Origin of the sequence: Mycobacterium sp. E740 (assembly GCF_001672895.1) — a bacterium.
Taxonomy (GTDB): Bacteria; Actinomycetota; Actinomycetes; order Mycobacteriales; family Mycobacteriaceae; genus Mycobacterium.
The window spans coordinates 19,718-44,867 of the sequence record NZ_LZKP01000029.1 but is presented as its reverse complement, the minus strand read 5'-3'; the positions used below and the strand labels follow the sequence as shown (position 1 = coordinate 44,867).

16 protein-coding genes are annotated in these 25,150 nt (G+C 68.2%); 6 read left to right on the top strand and 10 right to left on the bottom strand.

Annotation, left to right across the window (positions count from 1 at the left end):
- The 3 genes from A5663_RS02685 to A5663_RS02675 form a co-directional block, all read right to left on the bottom strand.
- On the bottom strand, window positions 1-649 hold a 649-nt coding region (locus A5663_RS02685; protein WP_068143622.1), incomplete at its 3' end, for an SDR family oxidoreductase.
- 123 nt (window positions 650-772) lie between these two features.
- Window positions 773-4,588 (bottom strand): multifunctional oxoglutarate decarboxylase/oxoglutarate dehydrogenase thiamine pyrophosphate-binding subunit/dihydrolipoyllysine-residue succinyltransferase subunit, encoded by a 3,816-nt coding sequence (locus tag A5663_RS02680; protein WP_231976658.1) that lies wholly within the window; start codon window positions 4,586-4,588, stop codon window positions 773-775.
- A 199-nt stretch (window positions 4,589-4,787) separates the two neighbouring features.
- The gene (locus tag A5663_RS02675) at window positions 4,788-5,552 is read right to left on the bottom strand and encodes a hypothetical protein (RefSeq protein ID WP_068143617.1); all 765 of its coding nucleotides are present in this window, start codon (window positions 5,550-5,552) and stop codon (window positions 4,788-4,790) included.
- Window positions 5,553-5,704: 152 nt separating this feature from the next.
- Between A5663_RS02675 and A5663_RS02670 the strand changes: the two genes are divergently transcribed.
- On the top strand, window positions 5,705-7,009 hold the full coding sequence (locus A5663_RS02670; RefSeq protein ID WP_082973900.1) for a multidrug effflux MFS transporter: 1,305 nt from the start codon (window positions 5,705-5,707) through the stop codon (window positions 7,007-7,009).
- 45 nt (window positions 7,010-7,054) lie between these two features.
- Window positions 7,055-8,755 carry an MFS transporter gene (locus tag A5663_RS02665; protein ID WP_082973899.1) on the top strand — a complete coding sequence of 567 codons (1,701 nt, stop codon included), beginning with the start codon at window positions 7,055-7,057 and terminating at the stop codon, window positions 8,753-8,755.
- Between the two features lie 3 nt (window positions 8,756-8,758).
- Here the strand turns inward: A5663_RS02665 and A5663_RS02660 are convergent, their stop codons facing one another.
- The 3 genes from A5663_RS02660 to A5663_RS02650 are packed head-to-tail and all read right to left on the bottom strand — an operon-like array spanning window position 8,759 to window position 14,091.
- On the bottom strand, window positions 8,759-10,111 hold the full coding sequence (locus tag A5663_RS02660; protein ID WP_068143613.1) for an FAD-binding oxidoreductase: 1,353 nt from the start codon (window positions 10,109-10,111) through the stop codon (window positions 8,759-8,761).
- Window positions 10,111-13,524: a TM0106 family RecB-like putative nuclease gene (locus tag A5663_RS02655; RefSeq protein ID WP_068143611.1), complete on the bottom strand. Its 3,414-nt coding sequence runs from the start codon at window positions 13,522-13,524 to the stop codon at window positions 10,111-10,113. Before A5663_RS02655 ends, A5663_RS02660 begins: the two co-directional genes overlap by 1 nt.
- A 39-nt stretch (window positions 13,525-13,563) precedes the next feature.
- On the bottom strand, window positions 13,564-14,091 hold the full coding sequence (locus tag A5663_RS02650; protein ID WP_068143624.1) for an LppP/LprE family lipoprotein: 528 nt from the start codon (window positions 14,089-14,091) through the stop codon (window positions 13,564-13,566).
- Between the two features lie 145 nt (window positions 14,092-14,236).
- On the opposite strand from A5663_RS02650, the gene A5663_RS02645 reads away from it, so the two are divergent.
- The 3 genes from A5663_RS02645 (at window position 14,237) to A5663_RS02635 (ending at window position 17,895) form a co-directional block, all read left to right on the top strand.
- Window positions 14,237-15,910, top strand: a complete 1,674-nt coding sequence (locus tag A5663_RS02645; protein WP_068143609.1) for a DEAD/DEAH box helicase — start codon at window positions 14,237-14,239, stop codon at window positions 15,908-15,910.
- On the top strand, window positions 15,907-17,049 hold the full coding sequence (locus A5663_RS02640; protein WP_068143607.1) for an acyltransferase: 1,143 nt from the start codon (window positions 15,907-15,909) through the stop codon (window positions 17,047-17,049). The genes A5663_RS02645 and A5663_RS02640 overlap by 4 nt, the downstream gene beginning before the upstream one ends.
- A 129-nt stretch (window positions 17,050-17,178) precedes the next feature.
- Window positions 17,179-17,895 (top strand): siderophore-interacting protein, encoded by a 717-nt coding sequence (locus A5663_RS02635; protein WP_068143606.1) that lies wholly within the window; start codon window positions 17,179-17,181, stop codon window positions 17,893-17,895.
- Between the two features lies 1 nt (window position 17,896).
- Here A5663_RS02635 and A5663_RS02630 read toward each other — a convergent pair whose 3' ends face one another.
- The 3 genes from A5663_RS02630 to A5663_RS02620 all read right to left on the bottom strand — a co-directional run bounded on the left by A5663_RS02630 (window position 17,897) and on the right by A5663_RS02620 (window position 21,202).
- A complete protein-coding gene (locus A5663_RS02630) occupies window positions 17,897-18,478 on the bottom strand; it encodes a TetR/AcrR family transcriptional regulator (protein WP_068143604.1) in 582 nt (193 codons plus the stop codon).
- Window positions 18,478-19,719: a cytochrome P450 gene (locus tag A5663_RS02625; RefSeq protein WP_068143602.1), complete on the bottom strand. Its 1,242-nt coding sequence runs from the start codon at window positions 19,717-19,719 to the stop codon at window positions 18,478-18,480. The genes A5663_RS02630 and A5663_RS02625 overlap by 1 nt, the downstream gene beginning before the upstream one ends.
- A 118-nt stretch (window positions 19,720-19,837) precedes the next feature.
- Window positions 19,838-21,202, bottom strand: coding sequence for an FAD-binding oxidoreductase (locus A5663_RS02620; protein WP_068143600.1), 1,365 nt, complete (start codon window positions 21,200-21,202; stop codon window positions 19,838-19,840).
- Between the two features lie 73 nt (window positions 21,203-21,275).
- Here A5663_RS02620 and A5663_RS02615 point away from each other — a divergent pair, with 73 nt between their 5' ends.
- Window positions 21,276-23,891, top strand: coding sequence for an AAA family ATPase (locus A5663_RS02615; RefSeq protein ID WP_068143598.1), 2,616 nt, complete (start codon window positions 21,276-21,278; stop codon window positions 23,889-23,891).
- Here the strand turns inward: A5663_RS02615 and A5663_RS02610 are convergent.
- On the bottom strand, window positions 23,888-25,117 hold the full coding sequence (locus tag A5663_RS02610) for an MFS transporter (RefSeq protein ID WP_068143596.1): 1,230 nt from the start codon (window positions 25,115-25,117) through the stop codon (window positions 23,888-23,890). The genes A5663_RS02615 and A5663_RS02610 overlap by 4 nt on opposite strands.
- Window positions 25,118-25,150: the final 33 nt, after the last annotated feature.

The window sequence follows — 25,150 nt, the reverse complement described above, 5'->3', positions numbered from 1 at the left end:
GCATCTTGTCGAACGTGCGCGTAAGGCCTTCTCGGTCAACGCCTTCGGCGGCAGTCGAGTTGCGCATGATCGCGGTCTTGATGCCGCCGGGATGCACGGTCGTCACCTTCACCGGGTGACGCGCGGCCTTCATCTCCTGGCGCAGTGCCTCGGTGAACCCGCGGACCGCGAACTTCGCCGAGTTGTACGCCGCCTGGCCGGGAATCGAGAAGATGCCGAACAGGCTCGAGACGTTGACGACGTGACCGTCGCCGGATGCGATCAGGTGCGGCAGGAACACCTTGGTGCCGTTGACGACGCCCCAGTAATCGACGTCCATCACCCGCTCGAAGTCCTTGAACGGCGTGATCTCGACGTCGCCCACGTACGCGATGCCCGCGTTGTTGTAGATCTGGTTCACCTTGCCGAAGTACTCGACCACCGACTCGGCGTACAACTCGAAGGCCTCGCGCTCGGTCACGTCGAGACGGTCCGCCTTCACCGGCGCTCCGATGGCCTTGAGCCGCTCCTCGGTTTCGGCCAATCCCTCGGTGTTGACGTCGCTGATCGCCACACTGGCGCCCGACTTGGCCAGTTCGATCGCCAGCGCCTGCCCGATGCCCGAGCCGGCGCCGGTCACCACGGCGACCTTTCCGGCGAAGCCCTGCATAACCACTCCCTTGCCTCAGTTGACTCGTCGAGGCTAGCCGGTACCGCCGGTCCGCCCGTTAACGGGTTGATCCCATTCACGGGGTGCGGGCAAAGAACCAGGTAAGGGTCCGCGCCACAAGGCCTAGCCGAATGCCTCGTCGATGATCTCCTGCTGCTCGACGGCATGCACCTTCGACGAGCCCGACGACGGCGCCGACATCGCCCGCCGCGAGATGCGCGTGATACCCGACAGCTTCTCCGGCAGCACCTCCGGCAGGGTCAGCCCGAACGTCGGCCACGCGCCCTGGTTCGCCGGCTCCTCCTGCACCCAGAAGTACTGCTCGATGTTGGGATAGCGGTCCAGCGTCTCGGCCAGGCGGCGCCGCGGCAGCGGCGCGAGCTGTTCCACCCGCACGATCGCCACGTCGTCGCGCTTCTCCTTGTCCTTGCGCGCGGCCAGCTCGTAGTAGATCTTGCCGCTCGTCAGCAACATGCGCTTCGCCTTGCTGCGGTCGCCTTCGCCGTCGGTGTAGGTCGGCTCCTCGATCACCGACCGGAACTTCTGCTCGGTGAAGTCACGAATGTCGCTGACAGCGGCCTTGTTTCGCAGCATCGACTTCGGCGTGAACACGATCAGCGGCCGGTGGATCCCGTCCAGGGCGTGTCGGCGCAGCAGATGGAAGTAGTTGGCCGGCGTCGAGGGCATCGCGATGGTCATCGAGCCCTCGGCCCACAGCAGCAGGAACCGCTCGATGCGACCCGACGTGTGGTCCGGCCCCTGGCCCTCGTGCCCGTGCGGCAACAGCAGCACGACGTCGGAGAGCTGGCCCCACTTGGCCTCGCCGGAGCTGATGAACTCGTCGATGATCGACTGCGCGCCGTTGATGAAGTCGCCGAACTGCGCCTCCCACAGCACCAGCGCGTCGGGGTTACCCACCGAGTAGCCGTACTCGAAGCCGACGGCTGCGAACTCCGACAGCGGCGAGTCGTAGACCATGAACCGGCCGCCCGTCGGAGCGCCGTCCTTGTCGACGGTGAGCAGATCGAGCGGGGTGAACTCCCGGCCCGTCTTGCGGTCGATGATCACCGAGTGACGCTGGGTGAACGTGCCGCGCCGAGTGTCCTGCCCCGACAGCCGCACCGTCTTGCCCTCGGCGATCAGCGAACCGAGCGCCAGCAGCTCGGCGAAGGCCCAGTCCACCTTGCCCTCGTAGGCCATCTCACGGCGCTTCTCCAGCACCGGTTTGACCCGCGGATGCACGTTGAAGCCTTCGGGCAACGCCAGATGCGCGTCGCCGATGCGGGCCAGCAGCGACTTGTCCACCGCGGTGTTCGTGCCTGCGGGCACCATCTGGTCGGCCTCGACGGAGGAGCTGGGCGCGATCTCGTGCTTCTCGAGTTCGCGGACCTCGTTGAAGACCCTCTCCAACTGGCCCTGATAGTCGCGCAGGGCGTCCTCGGCCTCTTTCATCGAGATGTCACCGCGGCCGATCAGCGCTTCGGTGTAGCTCTTGCGCACCCCGCGTTTGACGTCGATCGCGTCGTACATGGCCGGCTGCGTCATCGACGGGTCGTCGCCCTCGTTGTGCCCGCGGCGGCGGTAGCACAGCATGTCGATGACGACGTCCTTCTTGAACTTCTGCCGGAAGTCGACGGCGAGGCGCGCCACCCACGCCGCAGCCTCTGGGTCGTCGCCGTTGACGTGGAAGATCGGCGCGCCGATCATCTTGGCGACGTCGGTGCAGTACTCCGACGACTTGGCGTCGAAAGGCGATGTCGTGAAACCGATCTGGTTGTTCACGATGATGTGGATCGTCCCGCCGGTGCGGTAACCCCGCAGCAGCGCAAGGTTCAGCGTCTCGGCGACCACGCCCTGTCCGGCGAAGGCGGCGTCGCCATGCAGCATCAGCGGCACGACGCTGAACGTCCCGGCGCTCTCGCTGTCGTGCTCGTCGTCGTCGAGCAGGTCCTGCTTGGCGCGCACCAGACCTTCCAGTACCGGGTCGACGGCCTCGAGGTGCGACGGATTGGCCACTAGCGACACGTCGATGTCGTTGTCGCCGAACATCTGTAGGAACTTGCCCGACGCGCCGAGGTGGTACTTCACGTCGCCGGAACCGTGCGCCTGCGACGGGTTCAGGTTGCCCTCGAACTCGGTGAAGATCTGCGAGTACGGCTTGCCGACGATGTTGGCCAGCACGTTGAGCCGGCCGCGGTGCGGCATGGCGATCACGACCTCGTCGAGCGCGTGCTCGGCGCACTGGTCGATCACCGCGTCCATGGTCGGAATGACGGTCTCGGCGCCTTCCAGCGAGAAGCGTTTCTGGCCAACGTATTTGGTCTGCAGGAAGGTCTCGAACGCCTCGGCGGCGTTGAGCTTGCTCAAGATGTACTTCTGCTCGGCGACCGTCGGCTTCTCGTGCTTCTTCTCGATCCGGTCCTGCAGCCACTGCTGCTGTTCGGGTTCGAGGATGTGCGTGTACTCGACGCCGATGTGGCGGCAGTACGAGTCGCGCAGCAGGCCGAGCACGTCGCGCAGCTTCTTCTGTTGAGCGCCGGCGAAGCCGCCGACCTTGAACTCGCGGTCCAGGTCCCACAGTGTCAGCCCGTGGGTGAGCACATCGAGGTCGGGATGGCTGCGGAACCGGTTCTTGTCCAGCCGCAGCGGGTCGATGTCGGCCATCAGGTGACCGCGGTTGCGGTAGGCGGCGATCAACTCGATGACGCGCGCGTTCTTGTCCTCGATCGAGTCCGGGTTGTCGGTCCGCCACCGCACCGGCTCGTAGGGGATGCCGAGCTCACGGAACGTCTCGTCGAAGAAGTCGTCGTCGAGCAACAGCTGGTGCACGGTGCGCAGGAAGTCGCCGGACTCGGCGCCCTGGATGATCCGGTGGTCGTAGGTCGACGTCAGCGTGACCAGCTTGCCGACACCCAGTTCGGCGATGCGCTCTTCGCTCGCCCCCTGGAACTCGGCCGGATACTCCATCGCGCCGACGCCGATGATTGCGCCCTGCCCGCGCATCAGCCGTGGCACGGAATGCACGGTCCCGATGGTGCCGGGGTTGGTCAGCGAGATCGTCACGCCGCCGAAGTCCTGGGCGGTGAGCTTGCCGTCGCGGGCGCGCCGCACGATGTCCTCGTACGCCGCGATGAACTGGCCGAACGACATGGCCTCGGCGCCCTTGATGCCGGCCACGACCAGTTGCCGGTTGCCGTCCTTGCCCTGCAGGTCGATCGCGAGCCCGAGGTTGACGTGCTCGGGGGTCACCGCGTTCGGCTTGCCGTCGACCTCGGCGAAGTGACGGTTCATGTTGGGGAACTTCTTGACCGCCTGCACGACCGCGTAACCGATGAGGTGGGTGAACGAGATCTTCCCGCCGCGGGTCCGCTTCAGGTGGTTGTTGATGACGATCCGGTTGTCGATCATCAACTTCGCCGGTATCGCGCGGACACTGGTCGCGGTCGGCACGTCCAGCGACGCCGCCATGTTCTTGACCACCGCCGCGGCCGCGCCGCGCAGCACCTGCCGCTCTTCGCCGCCGCCGGAATCCTTGGCCTCGCCGGACTCCTTGGACTCTTTGGAATCCTTGGATTCCTTCGATTCCTTGGAGTCCTTCGAACCTTTCGATTCCTTCTTGGCCTCACTCGCCCCGGACGCCTTCGGCTTGTCCTGGCTCTTGTCCGGGGCGCTCTTCTCGGACTTGGCGGGTGCGGACGACTTGTTCTCGGATGCCTTGCTCTCCGACTTGGTCTGCTTCGCCGGCGCCGCGCCGTCGCGGCCGGTCTGCTTCGGTGCCGGAGCGGGCGCGGGTTCGGGCGGGCTCACCGGCGCCGCGGCACGCTGACCGTTGCCGCTACCGGACTGGCTCTCGGAGGTCGGCTCAGGGGAGTAGTCGACGAGGAATTCGTGCCAACTGGGATCCACCGACGAGGGATCCTCGCGGAACTTGCGATACATCTCCTCGACCAACCACTCGTTCTGTCCGAATGGTGAAGGTGAGCTCACGGTAGCTACTCGCCTCGATTCCTTCGCTTCGCGCGAGCGCGTCTCATGCGCTCGTCAGGTTCTGTACGGTTACCCCGCATCCCGCCGCCTAAAGGCTATCGCTGAAGCAACGCCCAGACCACGACAACGGCCGGGTGAACACCTGCGGCGGTCAGTCGAGCGGTGCCGGCAGTACGTGCAGTGCCGCCGGCCACCGCGGCGGTGGGTTGCCGAACGCCTTGCGCGCGTTGGCCACGATGCGCTTGCCCATCAGGCGATTTCCCACGCCGCCGACGACGGCGCCGATACCCACCGGCAGCAGCTTGCCGAACGCGATGGCGCCTCGTCTGAGGGTGTAGCGCTTGACGAAGTACTTCAGCAGCCGCGAGTTCAGCTGGGACACCGCGGGCAGCGGCAGCGTCGCCGCGCCGTCGGCCAGCCATGCACCCCTGGTGCGGCCCGGGCCGATCAGCTCCGCGATCGCGCGCTTGCTGTCCTCGCCGACCAGCACCGCCAGCACCAGGGCGCGACGCCGTTCGCGGTGCTCGGCCGGAATGCCGTGCACCTCGGCGACGGCCAGCACGTACAGCGCCGTCGCTTCGAGGAAGACCACCGTCTCACCGGCGACCGCGGACATCGCCGCCAGCGTCCCGAGGCCGGGGAATGCCGCTGCCGACCCGACTGCCGCACCGCTGGCCATCACCGCCGCGAGATAGTGCTTCTCCAGCTTGCCGACGATGGCGGCGGGCGACGCGTCGGGACTCTGCTTTCGGAGGCGGTCCACGTAGGCCGTCACAGCGGGGCCCTGCACGCGAGCGCCGCGTTCGATGATCCGAGAGAGCACCTTGGCCGCGACGGTCGGATCGTCGGCGAGGCCGGCGTCGACTCCCGGGTCGACAGCGGGCAAGCGACTCTTGGCCTTTGACCGGGCACGCATGTGAGCCTCCTGTCCGAACGACTGGTCTTCAGGCTAGTGCCTTCTGATGCCTTGCCAACGAACGGCGGTTGCCCTCGGGTGCCCGACGGTGATCGCGCTCACCATCTGCGCCGACGGGAAGAAAATATTGAGAAGCGACGCTAACCATTCTCATGGCAACATCACCGGTTGTGGACGCGACGACTACCTCTGGCCAGGGGGGTGAGACGCCGAGCCGCATCCGGATGATCCTCGTGCTGGGCGTCATGGTTGCGCTGGGCCCGCTGACCATCGACATGTACCTGCCCGCGCTGCCGCGCATCGCCGAAGAGCTCGGGGTGTCGTCGTCGGTCGCGCAGCTGACGCTCACCGGAACGCTCGCCGGGCTGGCGCTCGGCCAACTGGTCGTCGGGCCGCTGTCGGACTCGCTGGGCCGGCGCCGGCCGTTGATGGCGGGCATCGTGCTGCACATGCTGGCGTCGCTGCTTTGCCTGTTCGCGCCGAACATCGAGGTGCTCGGGGTCGCCCGCGGGCTGCAGGGCATGGGCGCCGCCGCCGCGATGGTCGTCGCCATCGCGGTCGTCGGCGACCTGTTCTCCGGCACGGCCGCGGCCACGATGATGTCGCGGCTGATGCTCGTGCTCGGTGTGGCGCCGATCGTGGCGCCGTCGCTGGGCGCCGCGGTGCTGCTGAAGAGCTCCTGGCACTGGGTGTTCGCCGCGCTCGTCGTCATCGCGGCCGCGCTGCTGCTGGTGGCGGCGCTTGCGCTGCCTGAGACGCTGCCGGCCGCGCACCGCCGTCCGCTCGAAGTGCGCGGCATCGCCAAGACCTACGTCGGTCTGCTGTGCGACCCGAAGTTCGTGGTGCTGGTTCTCGTCGCGGCGTTGGGCATGTCCGGCCTGTTCGCCTACATCGCGGGTGCGCCGTTCGTGCTGCAGGGTGGCTACGGGCTCGATCAGCAGGCGTTCGCGCTGGTCTTCGCGGCCGGCGCCGTCGCGCTGATCGGTGCGACGCAGTTCAACGTCGTGCTGTTGCGCCGCTTCTCACCGCAGGCGATCGCGCTGTGGGCCCTGGTGGTGGCCTGCGTCGGCGGCGCGGTCTTCGTCGGTCTGGCCGTCGCACGGACAGGCGGCCTGCTGGGGTTCGTGCTCCCGGTGTGGGTGGTGTTGGCCGCGATGGGTCTCGTGCTGCCCAACGCCCCGGCGGTCGCGCTGTCCCGGCACAACGAGGCGGCGGGAACGGCGGCCGCTCTACTCGGTGCCGCCCAGTTCGGGGTGGGTGCAGCGGTCGCCCCACTGGTGGGTGCTCTCGGCAACGACGAGTTCGCGCTGGCGCTGGTGATGACGGTGGGTATGGTGATCGCGTTGTTCGCGCTCGCCCTGACGCTCCGCAGAGGGGACGGGGCCGGTGTACCGGCCGAGCGCGCGAACGAGTCCGAACGCGGCGCCATCGATGACGTCGTGCCCGAACCGGCCTGACGGTCGGTAGCGTCGGCGGGATCGCCGATCACTAGTCGAGTCCGAATGTTCTCAAACTTCATCTCGCGGCAGGACGCCGCCACGAACCCATGGCATGCGCTGTGGGCGATGATGGTCGGCTTCTTCATGATCCTGGTCGACGCGACCATCGTCGCTGTCGCCAATCCGTCGATCATGGCCCGGTTCGACGCGAGCTACGACGCGGTCCTGTGGGTCACCAGCGCCTACCTGCTCGCGTACGCGGTGCCTCTGCTGGTGGCGGGCCGCCTGGGTGACCGGTTCGGCCCGAAAAACCTCTATGTTCTCGGGCTGAGCGTGTTCACGGTCGCCTCGCTGTGGTGCGGGCTGTCCGACACGATCGGCATGCTGATCGCCGCGCGCGTCGTCCAGGGGGTGGGCGCGGCGCTGCTGACTCCTCAGACCCTGTCGACCGTGACCCGGATCTTTCCCGCCGAGCGGCGCGGGGTGGCGATGAGCGTGTGGGGCGCGACGGCCGGGGTCGCGACGCTGGTCGGCCCGTTGGGCGGCGGAATCCTGGTCGACGCCCTGGGCTGGCAGTGGATCTTCTTCGTCAACGTGCCCATCGGTGTGCTGGGCGTGGCGGTGGCGATGCGACTGCTGCCCGACTTGCCGAGGCACGAGCAACGGCTCGACCTGCCGGGGGTGGTGCTCTCGGCGGTCGGGATGTTCCTGATCGTGTTCGCGCTGCAGGAGGGCCACGCGCACGAGTGGACGCACTGGGTGTGGGGGTTGATGGCGCTCGGTGTCGGAGTCATGGCCGGATTCCTGTTCTGGCAGGCGGTCAACCGCAATGACCCGCTGCTGCCGCTGGTGGTGTTCCGGGACCGCGACTTCTCGCTGGCGAACCTCGGCGTGGCGACGATCGGGTTCGTCGCGACCGGGGTGATCGTGCCGGTCATGTTCTACGCCCAGGCGGTGTGCGGGCTCACGCCCACCCGGTCGGCGCTGCTGACGGCGCCGATGGCGGTTGCCACCGGGATACTCGCACCGTTCGTCGGGCGGATCGTCGATCGGTGGCACCCTCGCCCGGTGGTCGGCTTCGGTTTCTCGATGCTGGCGATCGGCACGACCTGGCTGTCGATCGAGATGACGCCGACGACTGCCATCTGGCGGTTGGTGCTGCCGATGACCGCAATCGGTATCGGCATGGCGTTCGTGTGGTCGCCGCTGGCCGCGACCGCGACCCGAAACCTGCCACTGTCGCTGGCCGGGGCAGGATCCGGCGTCTACAACGCCACCCGCCAGGTCGGCGCGGTGCTGGGCAGCGCCAGCATGGCGGCGTTCATGACGTGGCGAGTCAACTCCGAAATGCCTTTATCGACAAGCGGTTCCACTCCAGGCGGCGCTGAGGTGACGCAACTGCCGCCGTTCCTGCATGCACCGTTCGCTGCAGCGATGTCACAGGCGGTGCTGCTGCCCGCGTTCGTGGCGCTGTTCGGTGTGCTCGCCGCACTGTTCCTGCTCGGCTACGCGCGCCGGCCACTGACCGACGACGACGGCACCGCCGACGTCCTGGCCGTCGAGTACGGCGGCGACGAGGCGTTCGCCGACGACGATGACGACTATCTCGAGTACACCATCGACTGGGACGAGCCCGAGCCCGCGCGGTCGGCGACCGAGCCGGCGGGCACACCACCGGAGTCCGAACAGGACTCCTGGCGCGCGATCCTCGAGCACCTGCTCGCCGACACGCCGCCGGCGCCGCCGCACGAGCGACCGCGGTGACCATCAGCCGAAGAGCACCGCGGGGTTGAGGTAACCGGTCGGGTCGAACGCCGCTTTCACGGTTCGCATCGCGGCGATGTCCGCGTCGGTGCGTGACATTCCGACGTAGTCGCGTTTGCGGCTGCCGACGCCGTGTTCGGAGCTGACGTTGCCGCCGAGGCCCGCGATCAGCCGCATCATCGCCGAGTAGAGCGCGTGCTCGGACTCGGGATCGAGGACGCACCGCACGAGGTTCAGATGCAGGTTCCCCTCGCCGATGTGGCCGAACAGCACCGGGATCGCTTCGGGTGCATGGACGGCGACAAGGTCGGCGGCCTCCGTGGCGAATGCTGCGATCGATGAAAGAGGCAGCGACACGTCGAATTTCAGCGGTGGACCGTACACGCCGAGCACCTCCGCGATGGCCTCGCGCACCTGCCACAGCCGCTGCTGGGCGGCCAGGTCGACGCCGACCGCCGGCTCCCCGCACAGTTCGGCCGCCTCTATCGCTTCGGCCAGCCGCTCGGTCTGGTCGGTGTCGCCGGCCAGCTCGACGAGCAGTTGCCACGCGCCCTCGACCGCTGCGGGCACCCCGGCGTGTTGCGCGGTCAGCGCGCTGGCGCGCGCGTCGATCAACTCCAGCGCGGCGATGCCGTCCAGGTCGCGGAAGACGCGGCCCGCGGCGATGAGCGGGTCGAGGCCGGCGAACCCGCAGATCGCGGTCACCCGCCGTCGCGGTGCGGGGTGCAGCCGCAGATCCAGCGCGGTGATGACTCCCAACGTGCCCTCGGCGCCGACGAACAGCGACGCCAGGTCGTAGCCGGTGTTGTCCATGCGCACCCGGCTGTGGCGGTGCACGACGGTGCCGTCGGGCAGTGCGACGTCCAGACCGATCACCTGCTCGCCCATGTTGCCGTAGCGCACGGTGCGCAGACCGCCCGCGTTGGTCGACGCCATGCCGCCGACCGTTGCGGTGTCGCGCGCGGCGAGGTCGACACCGAACACCAGGCCGTGCCCGGCGGCGGCGCGCTGCACTTCGGCGAGGGGCACGCCGGCGCCCACCAGGATTCGCCGCTCGGCGACGTCGACCTCGCCGACGTCGCGCAGCCGTTCGGTGGACAGCAGTACGTCGTCGTGTTCGGGCACCGTCCCGGCGACCAGCGATGTGCGACCACCCTGCACGGTGACGCAAGCCTGCGCCGTCCGGCACGCCCGCAGCACGGCGGCGACCTCGTCGGCCGAGCCGGGCCGCACCAGAGCGCTGGCGCGGCCGCGGTACCGGCCCGTGTGGTCGACGCTGCGCCCGGCCAGTACATCGGGATCGGTGCTGACGTAGGCGCCCCCGACGATCTCTGACAGCCGGATGGTCAAGCTCATCAGGAGGGTGTATCACACGGCGCGAGTGACAGAAACGCCCCCAGATCGACGAGACCCGCCGGTGTGGACGGCAGGTATTCGGTCAGCAGCGGCGAGCGCACGATCACGCTGAGGAACTTCGCTCGGCTGACCGCCACATTCAACCGGTTCCTGTTGAGCAGGAACGAGATTCCGCGCGGTACGTCGTCGATCGACGACGCGGTCATCGAGATGAACACCACCGGTGCCTGCTGGCCCTGGAACTTGTCGACGGTTCCCGCGCGCACGTCGGACAGCCCCGCGTCGTCGAGATGCCGCCGCAGCAGCACCACCTGCGCGTTGTACGGGGTGACGACGAGCACGTCGTCCTGGGTCAGCCGCCGGGTGCCCCGTTCGTCCGTCCAGGTCGAACCGAGGAGCCGGTTGATCTCGGCGACGATCGCGTCGGCTTCCTCCGGGCTGTCCGTCGCGTTGCCGTCGTGGTCGACGAGCAGCGTCCGGACGCCGGGCGACTGACCGGCAAGCATGCGTGTCCCGGCGACATCGACCACCGAGTGCAACCGACGGTCGTAGGACAGTCGCGACACCGCCGAGCAGACCTCGGGATGCATGCGGAAGGACAGGTCGAGGAAATAGCCGAGCTCAGCGGGCAGGGTGTGACGGCCGTCGACCAGCCAACCCAGTGCCGAGCAGTCGACCGGCTCAGGATGAGTACCCTGGCTGACCTGAGGGAGTTGTTGCGGATCACCAAGCAACAGAATGTTTTTCGCTGCCGGGGCCACGGCGATGGTGTTGGCGAGACTGTACTGGCCGGCTTCCTCGATGACCAGCAGGTCGAGGCTGCCGCGCGGTACGCGGGCCGAATTGGCGAAGTCCCACGCCGTTCCGCCCAGTACAAGACCGTGCTCGCCGCTGACGAAGGTCGCATACTCCTTCTCGTCGATCTCCTGCCAACACGGGTTGGTGCCGTGCTTCTTCTTGGCCACCACCGACGCCTCGACCCCCGCAGCGATCACATCGCGGAACAGGTTCTCCACGACCGAGTGAGACTGCGCGACTACGCCTATGCGCCAACGGTATTCGTTGACCAGGCGGGCGATGATCGCCGCGGCGGTGAACGTCTTGCCCGTCCCGGGCGGTCCGTGCACCGCGATGTACGACGAATCCAGCTCGAGCAGGGCGGCGGTGATCGCCTCGGCCATGTCACCGCTGCGCGGCAGCGGCCCGCCACTGCGGGTCCGCGGCGGGCGCCGCAGCAGGACGTCGACGACCGCGGTGGCGGGTAAGCGGGGGAGTCCGTCGGCTATCAGTTCTGCCGTCGCTTCGATCGAAGCGCGCAGCGGCCCGGTCGGCACCGGCGGCCCGGGCGTCAACGCGAACGGCACCTGCTCGAATGTTCCGCCCTCCTTGGGTTCTCGCTCGGCGACGAGAACACTCGTCGGTGCGGTCGCGTCGTCACATCCGAGCACAGTCACCGAACCGAACGCTCTGCGCTGTGGGTCATCTCCGAGCCCGGCCGGGGACGGCGGTTCGTAGAGCGCGTACATGTTCCTGCTGAGGTCGCCGGCGGCGATACTGCCGAACAGCCGTACCCACCGCTGCGGTTTGCGGGCCTTCGGCGGTGTGTGCCAGTCGGTTTCGACCACCGCCTTCTCGGCGAGGAAGACGTCGGTGTTGTCCGACCACTCCTCGACCGGGTTGTTCAACCGGTCGAAGTGACCCCACCAGTACGGCTTGTCCTCCCGGCGGTGGTAGCCGAGTGCCGCCGAGATCATCGCCACCGCGGCCTGTTCGGGCGATCGCTCGGCGGGCTCGTCGCCGACGAACTTGGCCAGTCGGCGCGCCAGCGCATCGTCGGCGGCGACGGCCGTCCCGTCCGTGACGGGTTGCGCACCGACCGGCGGCACTTCGCTGTCGATCGCCCGGCAGATCAGCCAGTCGCGCAGTTTGCGTGTCGACGTGCAGTCGTAGCGGTTGTACTCCTCGATCTCCTTGAGCACGACGGCGGCTTCGTCGTCGCGTCCCGATCCCAGCAACTCGCAGTACTTCGCGTACTGGTTGATGGAGTCGGTCGCGGTGGTGACGTCCCCGGTGCGCAACTGGCCGCCCATGTACAGCGGCTCGAGCGACTTGAGGCTGTAGTTCTCGGTGCCGACCCGAATGCTCTTGCGCACCAACGGGTAGAGATCGACGAGCACACCGCAGCGCAGCAGGTCGTCGACCTCGTCCTCGCCGACCCCGTAGCGCCCGGCCAGCCGTAGCAGCGCCGTCTTCTCGTAGGCGGCGTAGTGGTAGATGTGCATGTTCGGGTAACGCTTGCGGCGGTTGCGGACGAACTTGAGGAAGCCACGCAACGCATGACGTTCGTCCGTGCGGTTGTGCGCCCACAACGGGTGGAAGCCGTCTGCCGTGTCGAGCACCCCGAACAGATACTCCAGCCCCCACTCGCGGCCGTCGTCCGTCCACAGCGGGTCGCCTTCGAAGTCGAAGAACAAGTCGCCGCGATCGGGTTCGGGCAGCACCATCAGGGGCTGCGGATCGGCTACCTCATAGGGCGGCTTGCCGTCCACGCGCGGCGCGATCTGCAATCGTGCCTGGGCCCGGAGCGAATCCAGGGTGCGTGGCACCAGTTCGGGGACGTCGCCGTCGTGGCCGGCGAGCTCGGCGACGGTCGTGATGCCGGCGTCGATGAGACGTGCGCGTTGAGTGGTGCGCATCCCCGCGACGAGCAGCAGGTCATCGTGTGCGCGGACCTGGATCGTGCACTCCGGGCATCGGAAGCACGCGCGGATCTCCTCGTCCTCCCACGACACGGCCGAGCCACCGGCGAGATGACGGTCGAGCAGTTCCTGCAGCGCCGCACGTCGCGGTCGGTAGACCGGGAGCAGTTCGTCGACCCTGTACCGGGCGGTGGCGCCGTCGCCCAGCACCAACTCGACCTCGTCGGCGACCGGGACTCCCGCGCGGGCCAGCGTGTCGGCGTATGCGGCGAGTTGCAGCAGTGCCTCGACCTTGACCGAGCGAGCGAGCTTGGTGTCGCGCAGGCGGTAGCGCTCACCGTCCTCGGACTGTTCGAGCAGGAGGAAGTCGGCGAACCCGAGGAACCGGCCATCGAACATCGCGGCCTGGTAGATCACCGGTGCCCGGCGCCCTACGGCCCTGCGGGTCTGGTCGGCGGCCGCGGTCAGACCGGCGACGGTGTACGGCGGCCGGCCGATGATCGCGACGTCTCTTTGTTCCCGGAGCGCGTCGAGGTGGCGCTGCTCGTGCTCACCGCCGAGTTGTGCCGTGCGCGCGAGCAGTTCGTCCTCCACCGCGACGGCTGGGCCGCGGCCCAGTTGCGCGTCGAAGGACCGCAGGAGCGCGTACTCGCAGCGCGCCGCCGCTGCGAGATCGGATGCGCTGTAGATGACCTGGCCGTCCCCCACGAACACGGTGCCACTGTAAGTGACACCACCGACACGTCGCCGGTGTCAGCGGGCGGTGTTCCCGATCAGCTCGACACCGTTGCCGTTCCAGCGGAACCTCACGACGCTGTCGAGGCCGGGCACGCCGTTGGAGTAGCGCAGCGCCACCGTGTCGCCGGCGGTCACCGCGTTGTCGACGCCGTTGAACCCGTAGGTGTCCGGAACGCCGCTCGGGATGAACTTGCCGAGATGGAACATCACCGCCCGGGTGTTGGCGTGGTCGGCGTTGGTGTTGGCCTTGACGATGACGACCGACAGGGGCGCGCACTGGTTGTAGTTACCGGCCAGCGGCTCGGGGTTCCAGCCTTGACCGCTGCGCGGGTCGGGCGGCAATTGCGACACGGCCTTGGCGATCTCCGGCGCGGCGAGGTCGACCGCGCACGGATCGTCGGCCGCCGTAGGACTCGGCTTGGGGCCCGCAGGGGCGGCAGGTGCGGCCGGTTGTAGTGGCGGCGCAGCCGCAGCGGAACTCACCGAAGCGTCCGGCGTCTTGGAGACGGTCGAGTCGCCGGCCCCGCAGCCTGCGGCGAGCATCGACAGCGTCGCCGCCGCAGCGACGAGGAGGAGGAACTGAACCGTGCGCGTCACCCGAGCCACCCTTGCAAACCGCGTCGGACAGGTCGCGCCGACACACCGAGTGGCGAATCGGACACGTCGCGGGCACTAGACTCCGGTAGCGATGACGTCTTCCGAGCCGGGCCCGCCCAGCGCCGATCTCACCTTTGATGACCTGCAGATTCACCCTTCGGTGCTGCGGGCCGTCGCCGACGTCGGCTACGAGACGCCATCGGCCATCCAGGCAGCCACGATTCCGGCGATGCTGGCCGGCTCCGATGTGGTCGGCCTGGCCCAGACCGGGACGGGCAAGACCGCGGCGTTCGCGATCCCGATCCTGTCCAAGATCGACACCGACAGCCGGGCCACCCAGGCGCTCGTGCTGGCGCCCACCCGCGAGCTGGCGTTGCAGGTGGCCGAGGCGTTCGGGCGGTACGGCGCCCATCTGCCGCAGGTCAACGTGCTGCCGATCTACGGCGGCTCCTCCTACGGACCGCAGCTGGCCGGTCTCAAGCGCGGCGCCCAGGTGGTCGTCGGCACCCCCGGCCGGGTGATCGACCACCTGGAGAAGGGCCGACTCGATCTGTCCCACCTCGACTATCTGGTTCTCGACGAAGCCGACGAGATGCTGCAGATGGGCTTCGCCGAGGAAGTCGAACGCATCCTCGCCGACACGCCCGAATACAAGCAGGTGGCGTTGTTCTCGGCGACGATGCCGCCGGCTATCCGCAAGATCACCAGCAAGTACCTGCACGACCCGGTCGAGGTCACCGTCAAGGCGAAAACGGCCACGGCCGAGAACATCTCGCAGCGCTACATCCAGGTGGCGGGCGCCCGGAAGATGGACGCGCTGACGCGGGTGCTCGAGGTGGAGGAGGGCGACGCGATGATCGTGTTCGTCCGCACCAAGCAGGCCACCGAGGAGGTCGCCGAACGGCTCAAGGCACGCGGCTTCGCCGCGGCGGCCATCAACGGCGACATCCCGCAGGCGCAGCGCGAGCGCACGATCGCGGCATTGCGCGACGGCAGCATCGACGTCCTGATCGCCACGGATGTGGCCGCCCGCGGGCTTGACGTCGAGCGCATATCGCATGTGGTGAACTACGACATCCCGCATGACACCGAGTCCTACGTGCACCGCATCGGGCGCACCGGTCGCGCGGGCCGCTCGGGTTCGGCGCTGCTGTTCGTCACGCCGCGAGAGCGCCACCTGCTCAAGGCGATCGAGAAGGCCACCCGCTCGAAGCTGGTCGAGGCCGACTTGCCGACCGTCGAGGACGTCAACGCGCAACGGGTTTCCAAGTTCCGCGACTCGATCACCGACGCGCTCAACGCTCCGGGTATCGACGTGTTCCGCAGCATGATCACCGACTACGAGCGCGACCATGACGTGCCGATGGCCGACATCGCCGCGGCGCTGGCCGCGCAGTCCCGCGACGGCGAAGAGTTCTTCATGGTCGAACCGCCGCCGGAGAAGCGCCGCGAGCGCGAGGACCGGCCCCGCCGCGACAAGTTCGAACGCAAACCGCGCGAGGGTCTGACCACCTATCGGATCTCGGTGGGCAAGCGGCACAAGGTCGGCCCCGGCCATATCGTCGGCGCCATCGCCAACGAGGGCGGCCTGCACCGCAGCGACTTCGGCCACATCACCATCCGTCCGGACTTCTCCCTGGTCGAACTGCCCGCCAAGCTGTCCCGCCAGACACTCAAAGCCCTTGAGAACACCCGTATCTCCGGCGTGAAGATCAACCTGCAGCCCGATCGCCCGCCGGACAAAGGCCGGCGCAAGCAGAGATGACCCTGTCGCGCGGACTGGACGCCCAGGGCGGCCTCGAATCCGTGGGCAAGCCCGAACGTGTCTCCTCGCTCACCGGGATCCGCGCCGTCGCAGCGTTGTTGGTGATGGCCACCCACGCCGCCTACACGGTCGGCATGTACCCGAAAGGCTATGTCGGACTGGTCTACTCGCGGATGGAGATCGGCGTGCCGATCTTCTTCGTGCTCAGCGGTTTTCTGCTGTTCGCGCCGTGGGTGAAGTCTTCTGCGGCGGGGTCAGCGCCGCCCTCGGTGCGCCGGTACGCCTGGCATCGCGTGCGCCGCATCATGCCGGCCTACGTGGTGACCGTGCTGGTGGCCTACCTCGTCTACCACTTCCGCACCGCAGGGCCGAATCCTGGGCATACCTGGGAAGGGCTGTTCCGCAACCTCACGCTGACCCAGATCTACACCGACAACTACCTGTATTCGTTTCTGCATCAAGGCTTGACACAGATGTGGAGCCTGGCGGTCGAAGTCGCGTTCTACGTTGTGCTGCCGCTCTTGGCCTGGCTGCTGCTCGTGGCGCTGTGCCGACGGCGGTGGCGGCCGGTCCTGTTGCTGGCCGGCCTGCTGGGGCTCGCGCTGCTCACGCCCGCGTGGCTGATCCTGGTGCACACCACCGATTTCCTGCCCGACGGTGCGCGGCTGTGGTTGCCTTCATATCTCGCCTGGTTCATCGGCGGGATGATCCTGGCCGCGCTGCAGCCGCTGGGCGTGCGGGCGTATGCACTGGCGTGTATCCCGCTGGCGGTGGCGTGCTATTTCATCGTGTCGACACCGATCGCGGGGGAACCCACCACGTCGCCCAGCGAGTTGCGTGAAGCATTGGCGAAGGCGTTCTTCTACGCGGTGATCGCCACGCTGGCCGTCGCGCCGCTCGCACTCGGCGATCGCGGTCTCTATGCCCGGCTGCTGTCCACCCGGCCGATGGTGTGGCTCGGCGAGATCTCCTACGAGATCTTCCTGATCCATCTCGTCACGATGGAGCTGGTGATGGTGGAGATCTTGCGCTATCCGATCTACACCGGCTCGGTCGTCATGCTGTTTCTCGTGACCTTCGTCGTCACCGTGCCGCTGGCGTGGCTGCTGCACCGGTTCACCCGGGTGCGAAACGCCTGACTGCCCGCGCTAACTGGTTGATCGCACGCATGTGGTGCCGGCAATCAACCAGCTAAGCACCCGGAGCGCCGTACGCCGACGCCGCGTTAGGGTAGCCTAACCGACTATCGGCGATACGGAGGGCCAGTGATGTCCGACAAGAAGCCAACCCGCGGCTTCCAGGGTGCGGTGCTCAAGCTGTTGCGCGCAGGCGACTACACGCTGACGGTGACGGGCAAGCGTGAGATCAGTCCGCACTATCTGCGGCTGAGTTTCAGCGCGGGCGGCATGCTCGAGGGTGCTGCACTGCACCCGACGATGTGGATCCGGATGTGGTTCGCCGACGGCGACAAGCTGCATCAGCGCGGTTACACGCTGGTCGATCCGGACCCGGCGGCCGACACCGTCGACATCGAGTTCGCGCTGCACGACGGCATCGCGTCGCACTGGGCGCAGACCGCGCAGCCCGGCGACACCATCGAGGTCACGGTGCTGGGCAGCAACTTCACGCTGCCCGAACCGTCGCCTGCCGGCTACGTCATCGTCGGCGACACCGCATCGCTGCCGGCCATCAACTCGCTGCTGACCGCGATCGGCGATCACCCGGCGCGGGTCTTCTTGGAGGCCGGCCACGAAGACGACAAGCAGCTTCCGGTGGCGCGTAGCACCGACGTCGTGTGGGTGGACCGCAAGAACGCCGGCGAGGCACTGGTGGAAGCGGTGGCCGCCGCCGCGTTCGACGCATCCGATCAGTTCGGCTGGGTGGCGTGCGACAACCGCACCACCCGCGCCGTCGCCAAGGTCCTGCGCGAGGACTACAAGATCTCGAAGAAGTCGATCAAGGCGCAGGCGTACTGGGTCGCGTGAGCTAACCGGTGGCCTGCCGGCTGGGCAGCACGATCGGCACGACGAACTCCTCGAGCATCGACCGCTCGTCCTCCTCGTCGTGACCGGGAAACAGCATCAGCGAGGTCATCACGCGCACCAGCCAACGCGCCCGGTGTGCCACCAGCTCCGGGTCGTCGGGCCCCAGCGAGATGACGAATGCCTCGGTGAGCGCCTTGATCACCTCGGACTCCTCGGCCATCTCCGCGCCGATCGGCCGCTGGGTGGTCGCGAACCACGATGCGAGAGCGGGGCTTTCGCGAACATTGCGCAACGAGGCCAGCATGCCCTCGATCAGCCGTTCCCGTGGGTCGGTCAGCGCGTTGATCTGTTCGGTCATCTCGCTGTACAGCCGATAGCTCTCCCGGTGCACATACGCGGTGTACAACGCGTCGCGGTTCTCGAAGTACCGATAGAGGGTGGCGCGGGAACAACCTGCGGCCGAAGCGATTTCGTGCATGCCGACGGTCGCGGCCTCCTTGCGGGCGAACAGTTCGCCTGCCGCGTCGAGGATGCGGTCCGCGGCCACCTCGGTGCGGCGCGCGGCCAGCCAGTCGCCGGCCATCAGCGGATCACCGTGAACGGCACGGACAGCGGCCGGCGCACGTAACTGCCACCGGCCCAGACGATTCCGCCCTCATCCACCTCGAAGTCGGGGATTCGGGTCAGCAGTTCGGTCAGCGCGACACGCGACTGCATCCTCGCCGCCGCGGCGCCGAGGCAGTGGTGCGCGCCGTGACTGAACGTCAGGATGTTGCGCGGTCTGCGGGTCACGTCGAGTTCCGCGGCGTCGTCCCCGAACTGGCGTTCGTCGCGGTTGGCCGACCCGTAGAGGAACAACACCCGTCTGCCGGCCGGGATCGTGGTGTCCGCCACCGTCACGTCCCGGGTGACGGTGCGGGCCAGCCCCTGCACCGGTGACGTCATGCGCAGGAACTCGTCGACGGAATCCGGTATCAGAGCGGGGTTTTCGGTGAGCAGCCGGCGCTGGTCGGGCCGCTCGTGCAGCAGTTGAACCGAGCCACCGAGCATGCCGGTGGTGGTGTCGTTGCCGCCGGTGACCATGGTGAACGTGAACGCGAGGATCGACAGCACCCCGGCGATGTCCCCGTCTGCGCCGACGCCCGCGGCCACCAGGTGCGAGACCGTGTCGTCCTCCGGCTCCACCCTGCGGCGTTCGATCAGCGCGGTGAAGTAGGCCATCATCTCGCCCAGTTTGTCGCCGAGGGTCTCCAGCGCGCCGCCGATGCCACCGTCTGCGGTGTTGGCGGCGACGATCGCGTCGGTCCAGCCGTCGAACTGGTCGCGGTCGGCCTCCGGCACGCCGAGGTAGTGCGCGACCACCATCGACGGCAGGGGTTTGAACAACTCCGCGACGATGTCCCCGCCACCGTTCGCGCGGATGCGTTCGATGCGTTCGACGACGTACTCGCGCACCTTGGGCTCGACCGCCTCCACCTGCCTCGGGGTGAAGCCGCGCGAAACCAGCTTGCGGAACTCGGTGTGCACCGGGGGATCCTGCATGACCATCGGCGGGTTGTCGGCCAGGCCGATCAGCTCGAGCTCGCCGTAGTTGACCGTCAGCCCCTGCGCCGACGAGAACGTCTCGTGGTCCCGGGCGGCGGCCCAGATGTCGGCGTGGCGCGACATCACGAAGTAGTCGTGATCCGGCTTGTCCTGCGGCACCACGTGGTGGACGGGATCATGGTCGCGCAGCGCCTGGTACATCGGGTACGGGTCGGCCCAGGTGTCGGCGTCGGCGAGCTGGAAGCGGACCGGCGTGCTATGAGACAGAGTAGCTGTCATGTCTCATTGGTACGACAGATAGCAGGGTCGTGTCAATAGCATTGACCTCGAAACCGACGGATTGGTCGCGAGTCGAGGCCATTTGCAGCCATTACGTCGGTCTCGAGGTGAGGACCTGTCAGAACGCCGCGCCCGGGTTCAGGATGTTGTCCGGGTCGAGCGCCTGCTTGATCCGCCGATTGAGTTCCATCGCCTCAGGTCCGATCTGGCCGGCCAGCCATGGTCGTTTCAGTCGGCCGACGCCGTGCTCGCCGGTGATCGTGCCGCCGAGGCTCACCGCCAGGTCCATGATCTCGCCGAACGCGCGGTGAGCGCGTTCGGTCATCGCCGGGTCGGCGGGATCGTAGACGATCAGCGGATGCGTGTTGCCGTCGCCGGCGTGCGCGATCACCGAGATCAGCAGGTCGTGGTTCATCGCGATCTTCGCGACGCCGCCGACGAGGTTGGCCAACGCGGGCAACGGAACTCCGACGTCCTCCAACAGCAGCGAGCCCTTCAGCTCGACGGCGGGAATGCAGAACCGGCGGGCGGCGACGAACGCCTCGCCCTCGTCGGGGTCGGACGTCTCGAACACCTCTTTGGCGCCGTGCTCGGCGAACACCTCGGCCATGAAGCGGGCGTCCTCGGCGCCGGAGGGGCCGCGGTCGTCGGAGGCGGCCACCATCATCGCGGCGGCACTGCGGTCCAGGCCCATCTTCAACTTGTCCTCGACGGCGTTGATGGCCGCTGAGTCCATGAACTCGAGCATCGACGGCCGGATCTTCGCCGTGATCGCGACGACGGCCATGGCGGCCGATTCCACCGAGTCGAAGCTCGCGACCACCGTGCACGCCGCCGACTGCGCGGGCAGCAGTTTCAACGTCGCTTCGGTGACGACTCCGAGCGTGCCCTCGCTGCCGACGAACAACTTGGTCAGCGGCAGGCCGGCGACGTCCTTGAGCCGTGGGCCGCCGAGGCGCACCGCCGTGCCGTCGGCGAGGACGACCTGCAGTCCGAGCACGTAATCGGTTGTCACACCGTATTTCACGCAGCACAGTCCGCCGGCGTTGGTGGCGACGTTGCCACCGATGCTGCAGATCTCGAACGACGACGGGTCCGGCGGGTACCACAGGCCGAACTCGGCAACCGCCTTCTTGACCTCCGAGTTGAGCAGCCCCGGCTGCACGACGGCGGTGCGGGTCACCGGGTCGACGGTGATGTCGCGCATCTTCTCGGTGGTCAGCACGAGGGCGCCGTCGAGCGCCGACGCCCCACCGGACAACCCGGTACCCATACCGCGTGGCACCACCGGAACCTTGTGCGCGCTGGCCCAGCGCAGCACGGCCTGCACGTCCTGCGTCGTCCGCGGTCGGACCACGGCGAGCGGAGTGCCCGCGTCCGGGTCGAAGGTCCGGTCGTGCCGGTACGAACCGAGGATGTCGGAATCGGTGACGACGGAACCCTCGGGCAGTTCGGCGGCGAGGTCGGCGAGCGTGGAAGCCACCCGTCAATCGTAGATGGGCCCAGACCTGCAGAAGTTGGCGCAGGGGTGGGCACCGCGGGTTATATTTTCCGCCGTGATCAGCGGGGATCCGCTGGCGGGACGTGACGGCGAACTGGCGATGATTCGTCGCGCGCTCAGCGGGGGCGGCACGACGTCCGGCGTCGTCATCGTCGGCGCCGCGGGGGTGGGCAAGACCCGGCTCGCGCGTGAGGTGCTGCGGCTCGCCGAGAACGCGGGCGAACGCACGACGTGGATCGTCGGCACCGAGTCGGCGCGCGCCCTTCCGCTCGGGGCGTTCACCACGGTGATCAACGACAGCAGCGCCGACCCGCTGCCGAATGTCCGGCAACTCATCAGTTCCCTTGTCGCGCAACAACGCCGGGGCCGCTCAGTGCTGGCGATCGACGATGCGCACCTGCTCGACCCGTTGTCGGCGCACGTCGTGCATCAGTTGGCGCAGAGCCGGGCGTCTCGACTCCTCGTCACCCTTCGCTCGGGCGCCGACGAACCGGACGCGATCACCGCACTGTGGAAGGACGGGTTGCTCGCCCGTCTCGACCTCGCCCCGCTCTCGGTCGACGCGACCCGCACGGTGATCGAGGAGACCCTCGGGGGTCCGGTCGACGCGCGCACCGTGCAGCGGTTCTGGAAGCTGACCGGTGGCAACGCGCTGTTCCTGCGCCAGTTGGTCGCAGATCAGATCGAGGCCGGCCGGATCCGGGTGACCGCGGGCGTGTGGATGTGGGACGGCGGCGTCGCCGTGTCGCAGAACATGAGTGACATGGTGGGCCGTCAACTGCGCCAACTGACACCTGACGTTGCGCTGGTCGTCGACACCCTCTCGCAGTGTGAACCGCTTGCCGTCGACGCGTTGTGCGATCTGGGCGACCGCGCCGGCCTGGAAGCTGCCGAGCAGCTGCGACTGGTGACCGTCGAGAGAAGCGGCGGTCACCTGGTGGCCCGACTGGCTCACCCGTTGTTCGGCGAACTGCGCCGCGCGAGCGCGGGGGAGATATACCTGTCGAAACTACGCGGCAGGCTGGCCGAACGGCTCGCTCGAGATGACGACGCCGATCCGCAGGCGACAGTGCGCCGGGGCCTGCTCGCCCTCGAGTCCGACCTGGCGCCGGACCCGCACCTGTGTCTACAGGCCGCGCAGCACGCCATGACGCTGTTGGACCTCGACCTCGCCGACCGGTTCGCGACGGCCGCCGACGCGGTCGGCGCACCGGGCGCGGCGGGGGTGCGCGCATTGAACCTGGTTCTGCTCGGGCGCGGCGAGCAGGCCGAGGAGGTGCTGCGCGCCATCGTGACCGACGGCGAGCAGAACGCGCACCAATGGTCCACGATGAGGGCGGTCAACCTGCTCTGGATGCTGGGCCGGATCGACGACGCATCCGACGTGCTGGCCGGGTTGGCGGCCAACCCTGAGTCCGCGGCTGAACGTGCCGCCCGCTCGACCGCGGAGGCGTGTGTCGACGCGGCGTCGGCACGTTGCGCGATGGCGGTGCAAAAGGCCTCTGCCGCACTGGAATCCGGGTTGCTCACCGACTTCGACGCGATGATGGCGTCGGTTGCGTTGACGATGGCGCTGGGTGCGTTGGGCAGAGCCGACGAACTCACCGCGATCGCGGAGTCAGCGCTGTACCGCGCGATGACGTCCTTTCAGGCGTCCCACATGCGCTTCTGGTTCGCCAGCGTGTACGCCCGCGCCTGCCGGTTGACCGGTCACATCGGCGAGTGTGTCGCGATGGTGCAGCGCCTCGCCGAATCGTCCGGCGAGATACCCAGCCTCGCCTATGCCAACTTGACGTCGCTGATGGCGCACGCCGATCTCATGCGAGGCGACGTCCGCGAGGCCGCGCGGTTGCTGCACGAGACCCGCGCCCGTATCCAACGCCACGGTGTGACAACCGGTTTGCGGCCGGCGACGTGTTTCGCGCTGGCCGAGGCGCACGCGAAGCTGGGTGAAGCCGAAGCGGCCAACGACGCCATCGCCGAAGCACGGCTCAGCGTCCCGCCCGGCTACCTGTTCATGCACACCGCGTTGAGCATCGCCACCGGCTGGGCACTGGCCGCCAACGGATGCGTGGCCGACGCCGTGACGACCGTGCGCATGGCGGCCGCCCAGGCACGGGAGCGCGATCAGCCGACTCACGAGCTGGCCTGCTTCCAGGCCGCCGCGCAGTGGGGTGACTCATCGGCTGCCGTACGAGTGCGGGATCTCGCCGATGAGCTCGGACTCCCGTTGGCCAAAGCCGTTGCGCGACATACGGAAGCACTGCGCGCCGACGACGGCGAGGAGCTGCTCCGGGTTGCGGACGACTACCGCGAGATCGGCGACCGGGCCGCCGCTGCGGACGCGGCTGCGCAGGCGGCGGTCGCCTTCACCGGCAATCAGCAGCGCAAGCGGGGACTGTACGCCGCAGCGGTCGCCAAAGAACTCAGCGACGCCTGCGGCGGGCTCTGCACCCCCGCACTGCGCAGTCCGGCGAGCCAGCCGCTCACCGGTCGGCAGCGCGAGATCGTCGAATTCGTCGTGGCCGGGCTGACCAACCGCGAGATCGCCAACCGGCTGGTGATGTCGGTGCGCAGCGTCGAAGGCCACATCTATCGCGCCTGCCAACGGGTAGGGGTGAGCTCCCGCGAGGAGCTCGCCGCGATCGCCAGGAGGGGCCCGACAGGTTAAACCGTTAGCGGGCGGTCGAGTTCGTGCAGCGCGGACAGGAACACCGCGACGATTCCGAGCAGCAGCATCGGCAGCGCCAGCGCCAGGAACGTCGCGTGCAGTCCCGCCGCGTCGGCCAGCGGACCCGCCACGACCAGCCCGAGCGGCCCCGCGGCGTAGGCCAGCGATCCCATCACCCCGACCACCCGGCCGCGCAGATGGCGCGGTGCCCGCGTCTGCATGACGTAGTTGTAGATCGGCGCGATCGGCCCGTAGACCAGGCCGACGACCGCGGACAGCACGAGGATGACCGGTAGTGGCGGCAGGAAGGCGATGACCGTCATCGCCAGCCCGAGCGTTAGCACCGCGGCCAGCATGGTGACGCGTCGGTTCACGTACTTCGACGACACCGCGTAGCCGAGCGCCCCCACCAGACCGCCGACGCTCAACGCCATCAGCACCCAGCCGAGTTGCGCGGGTTCGTCACGGTCGGTGAAGTACTTCGGGAACAGCACGCTCTCCATCGGCATGTACAGTCCGGTCGCCGCCAGATCGACGACAGCGAGCGTGCGCAGCACCTTGTTGCGCCACACGAAGCGCAGACCCTCGACGATGCCGGCCACCACCCCGTCGGGCAGGGCCTCGCCATCGGGCTTGCCTGCTCCCTCCAACCGCAACGCGGCGATCGCCATGATCGACAGCCCGAACGCCGACGCGGTCACCCACATCGTGTTGATGCCGCCCAGTGTCGCGATGAGCAGGCCGCCGACGCCCGGTCCCACGATGTAGGCGAGGTTGAACACCGCCTCGTAGACGCTGTTCGCGCGGTCCAGCGTCCACCCGGCGCGGGTCGCGGCCTCCGGCAGCATCGTCTCGCGCGCGGTCATCCCGGCCGGGTCGAAGAAGGCGCCCAGGGCAGCCAGCGCTGCGAGCACCGCGACGTTGACGGCGTCCACGCCGAATGTCAGCGCCAGTACCGGCACAGCCGCCACCGAGAGGGCGGACAACGCGTCGGAGATCATCGACACCCGCCGGCGGCCCAGATAGTCGACCGCGGCGCCCGCGATCAGCGTGGCGATCAGCAACGGCAACGTGCCCGCCATCGCGACGATCGAAGCGTCCACGGCAGATCCGTTGCGCTGCAACACCAGCCACGGAAAGGCGACCAGAGTGATGCCGTTGCCTGCGCCGGCCATCAGCGCGGCGAACAGGATCAGCAGAAGGGGACCGCGCCTGCTATCCGTCATGGGTTACCGCGGCAGAATGTAGCAGCGGCCGGG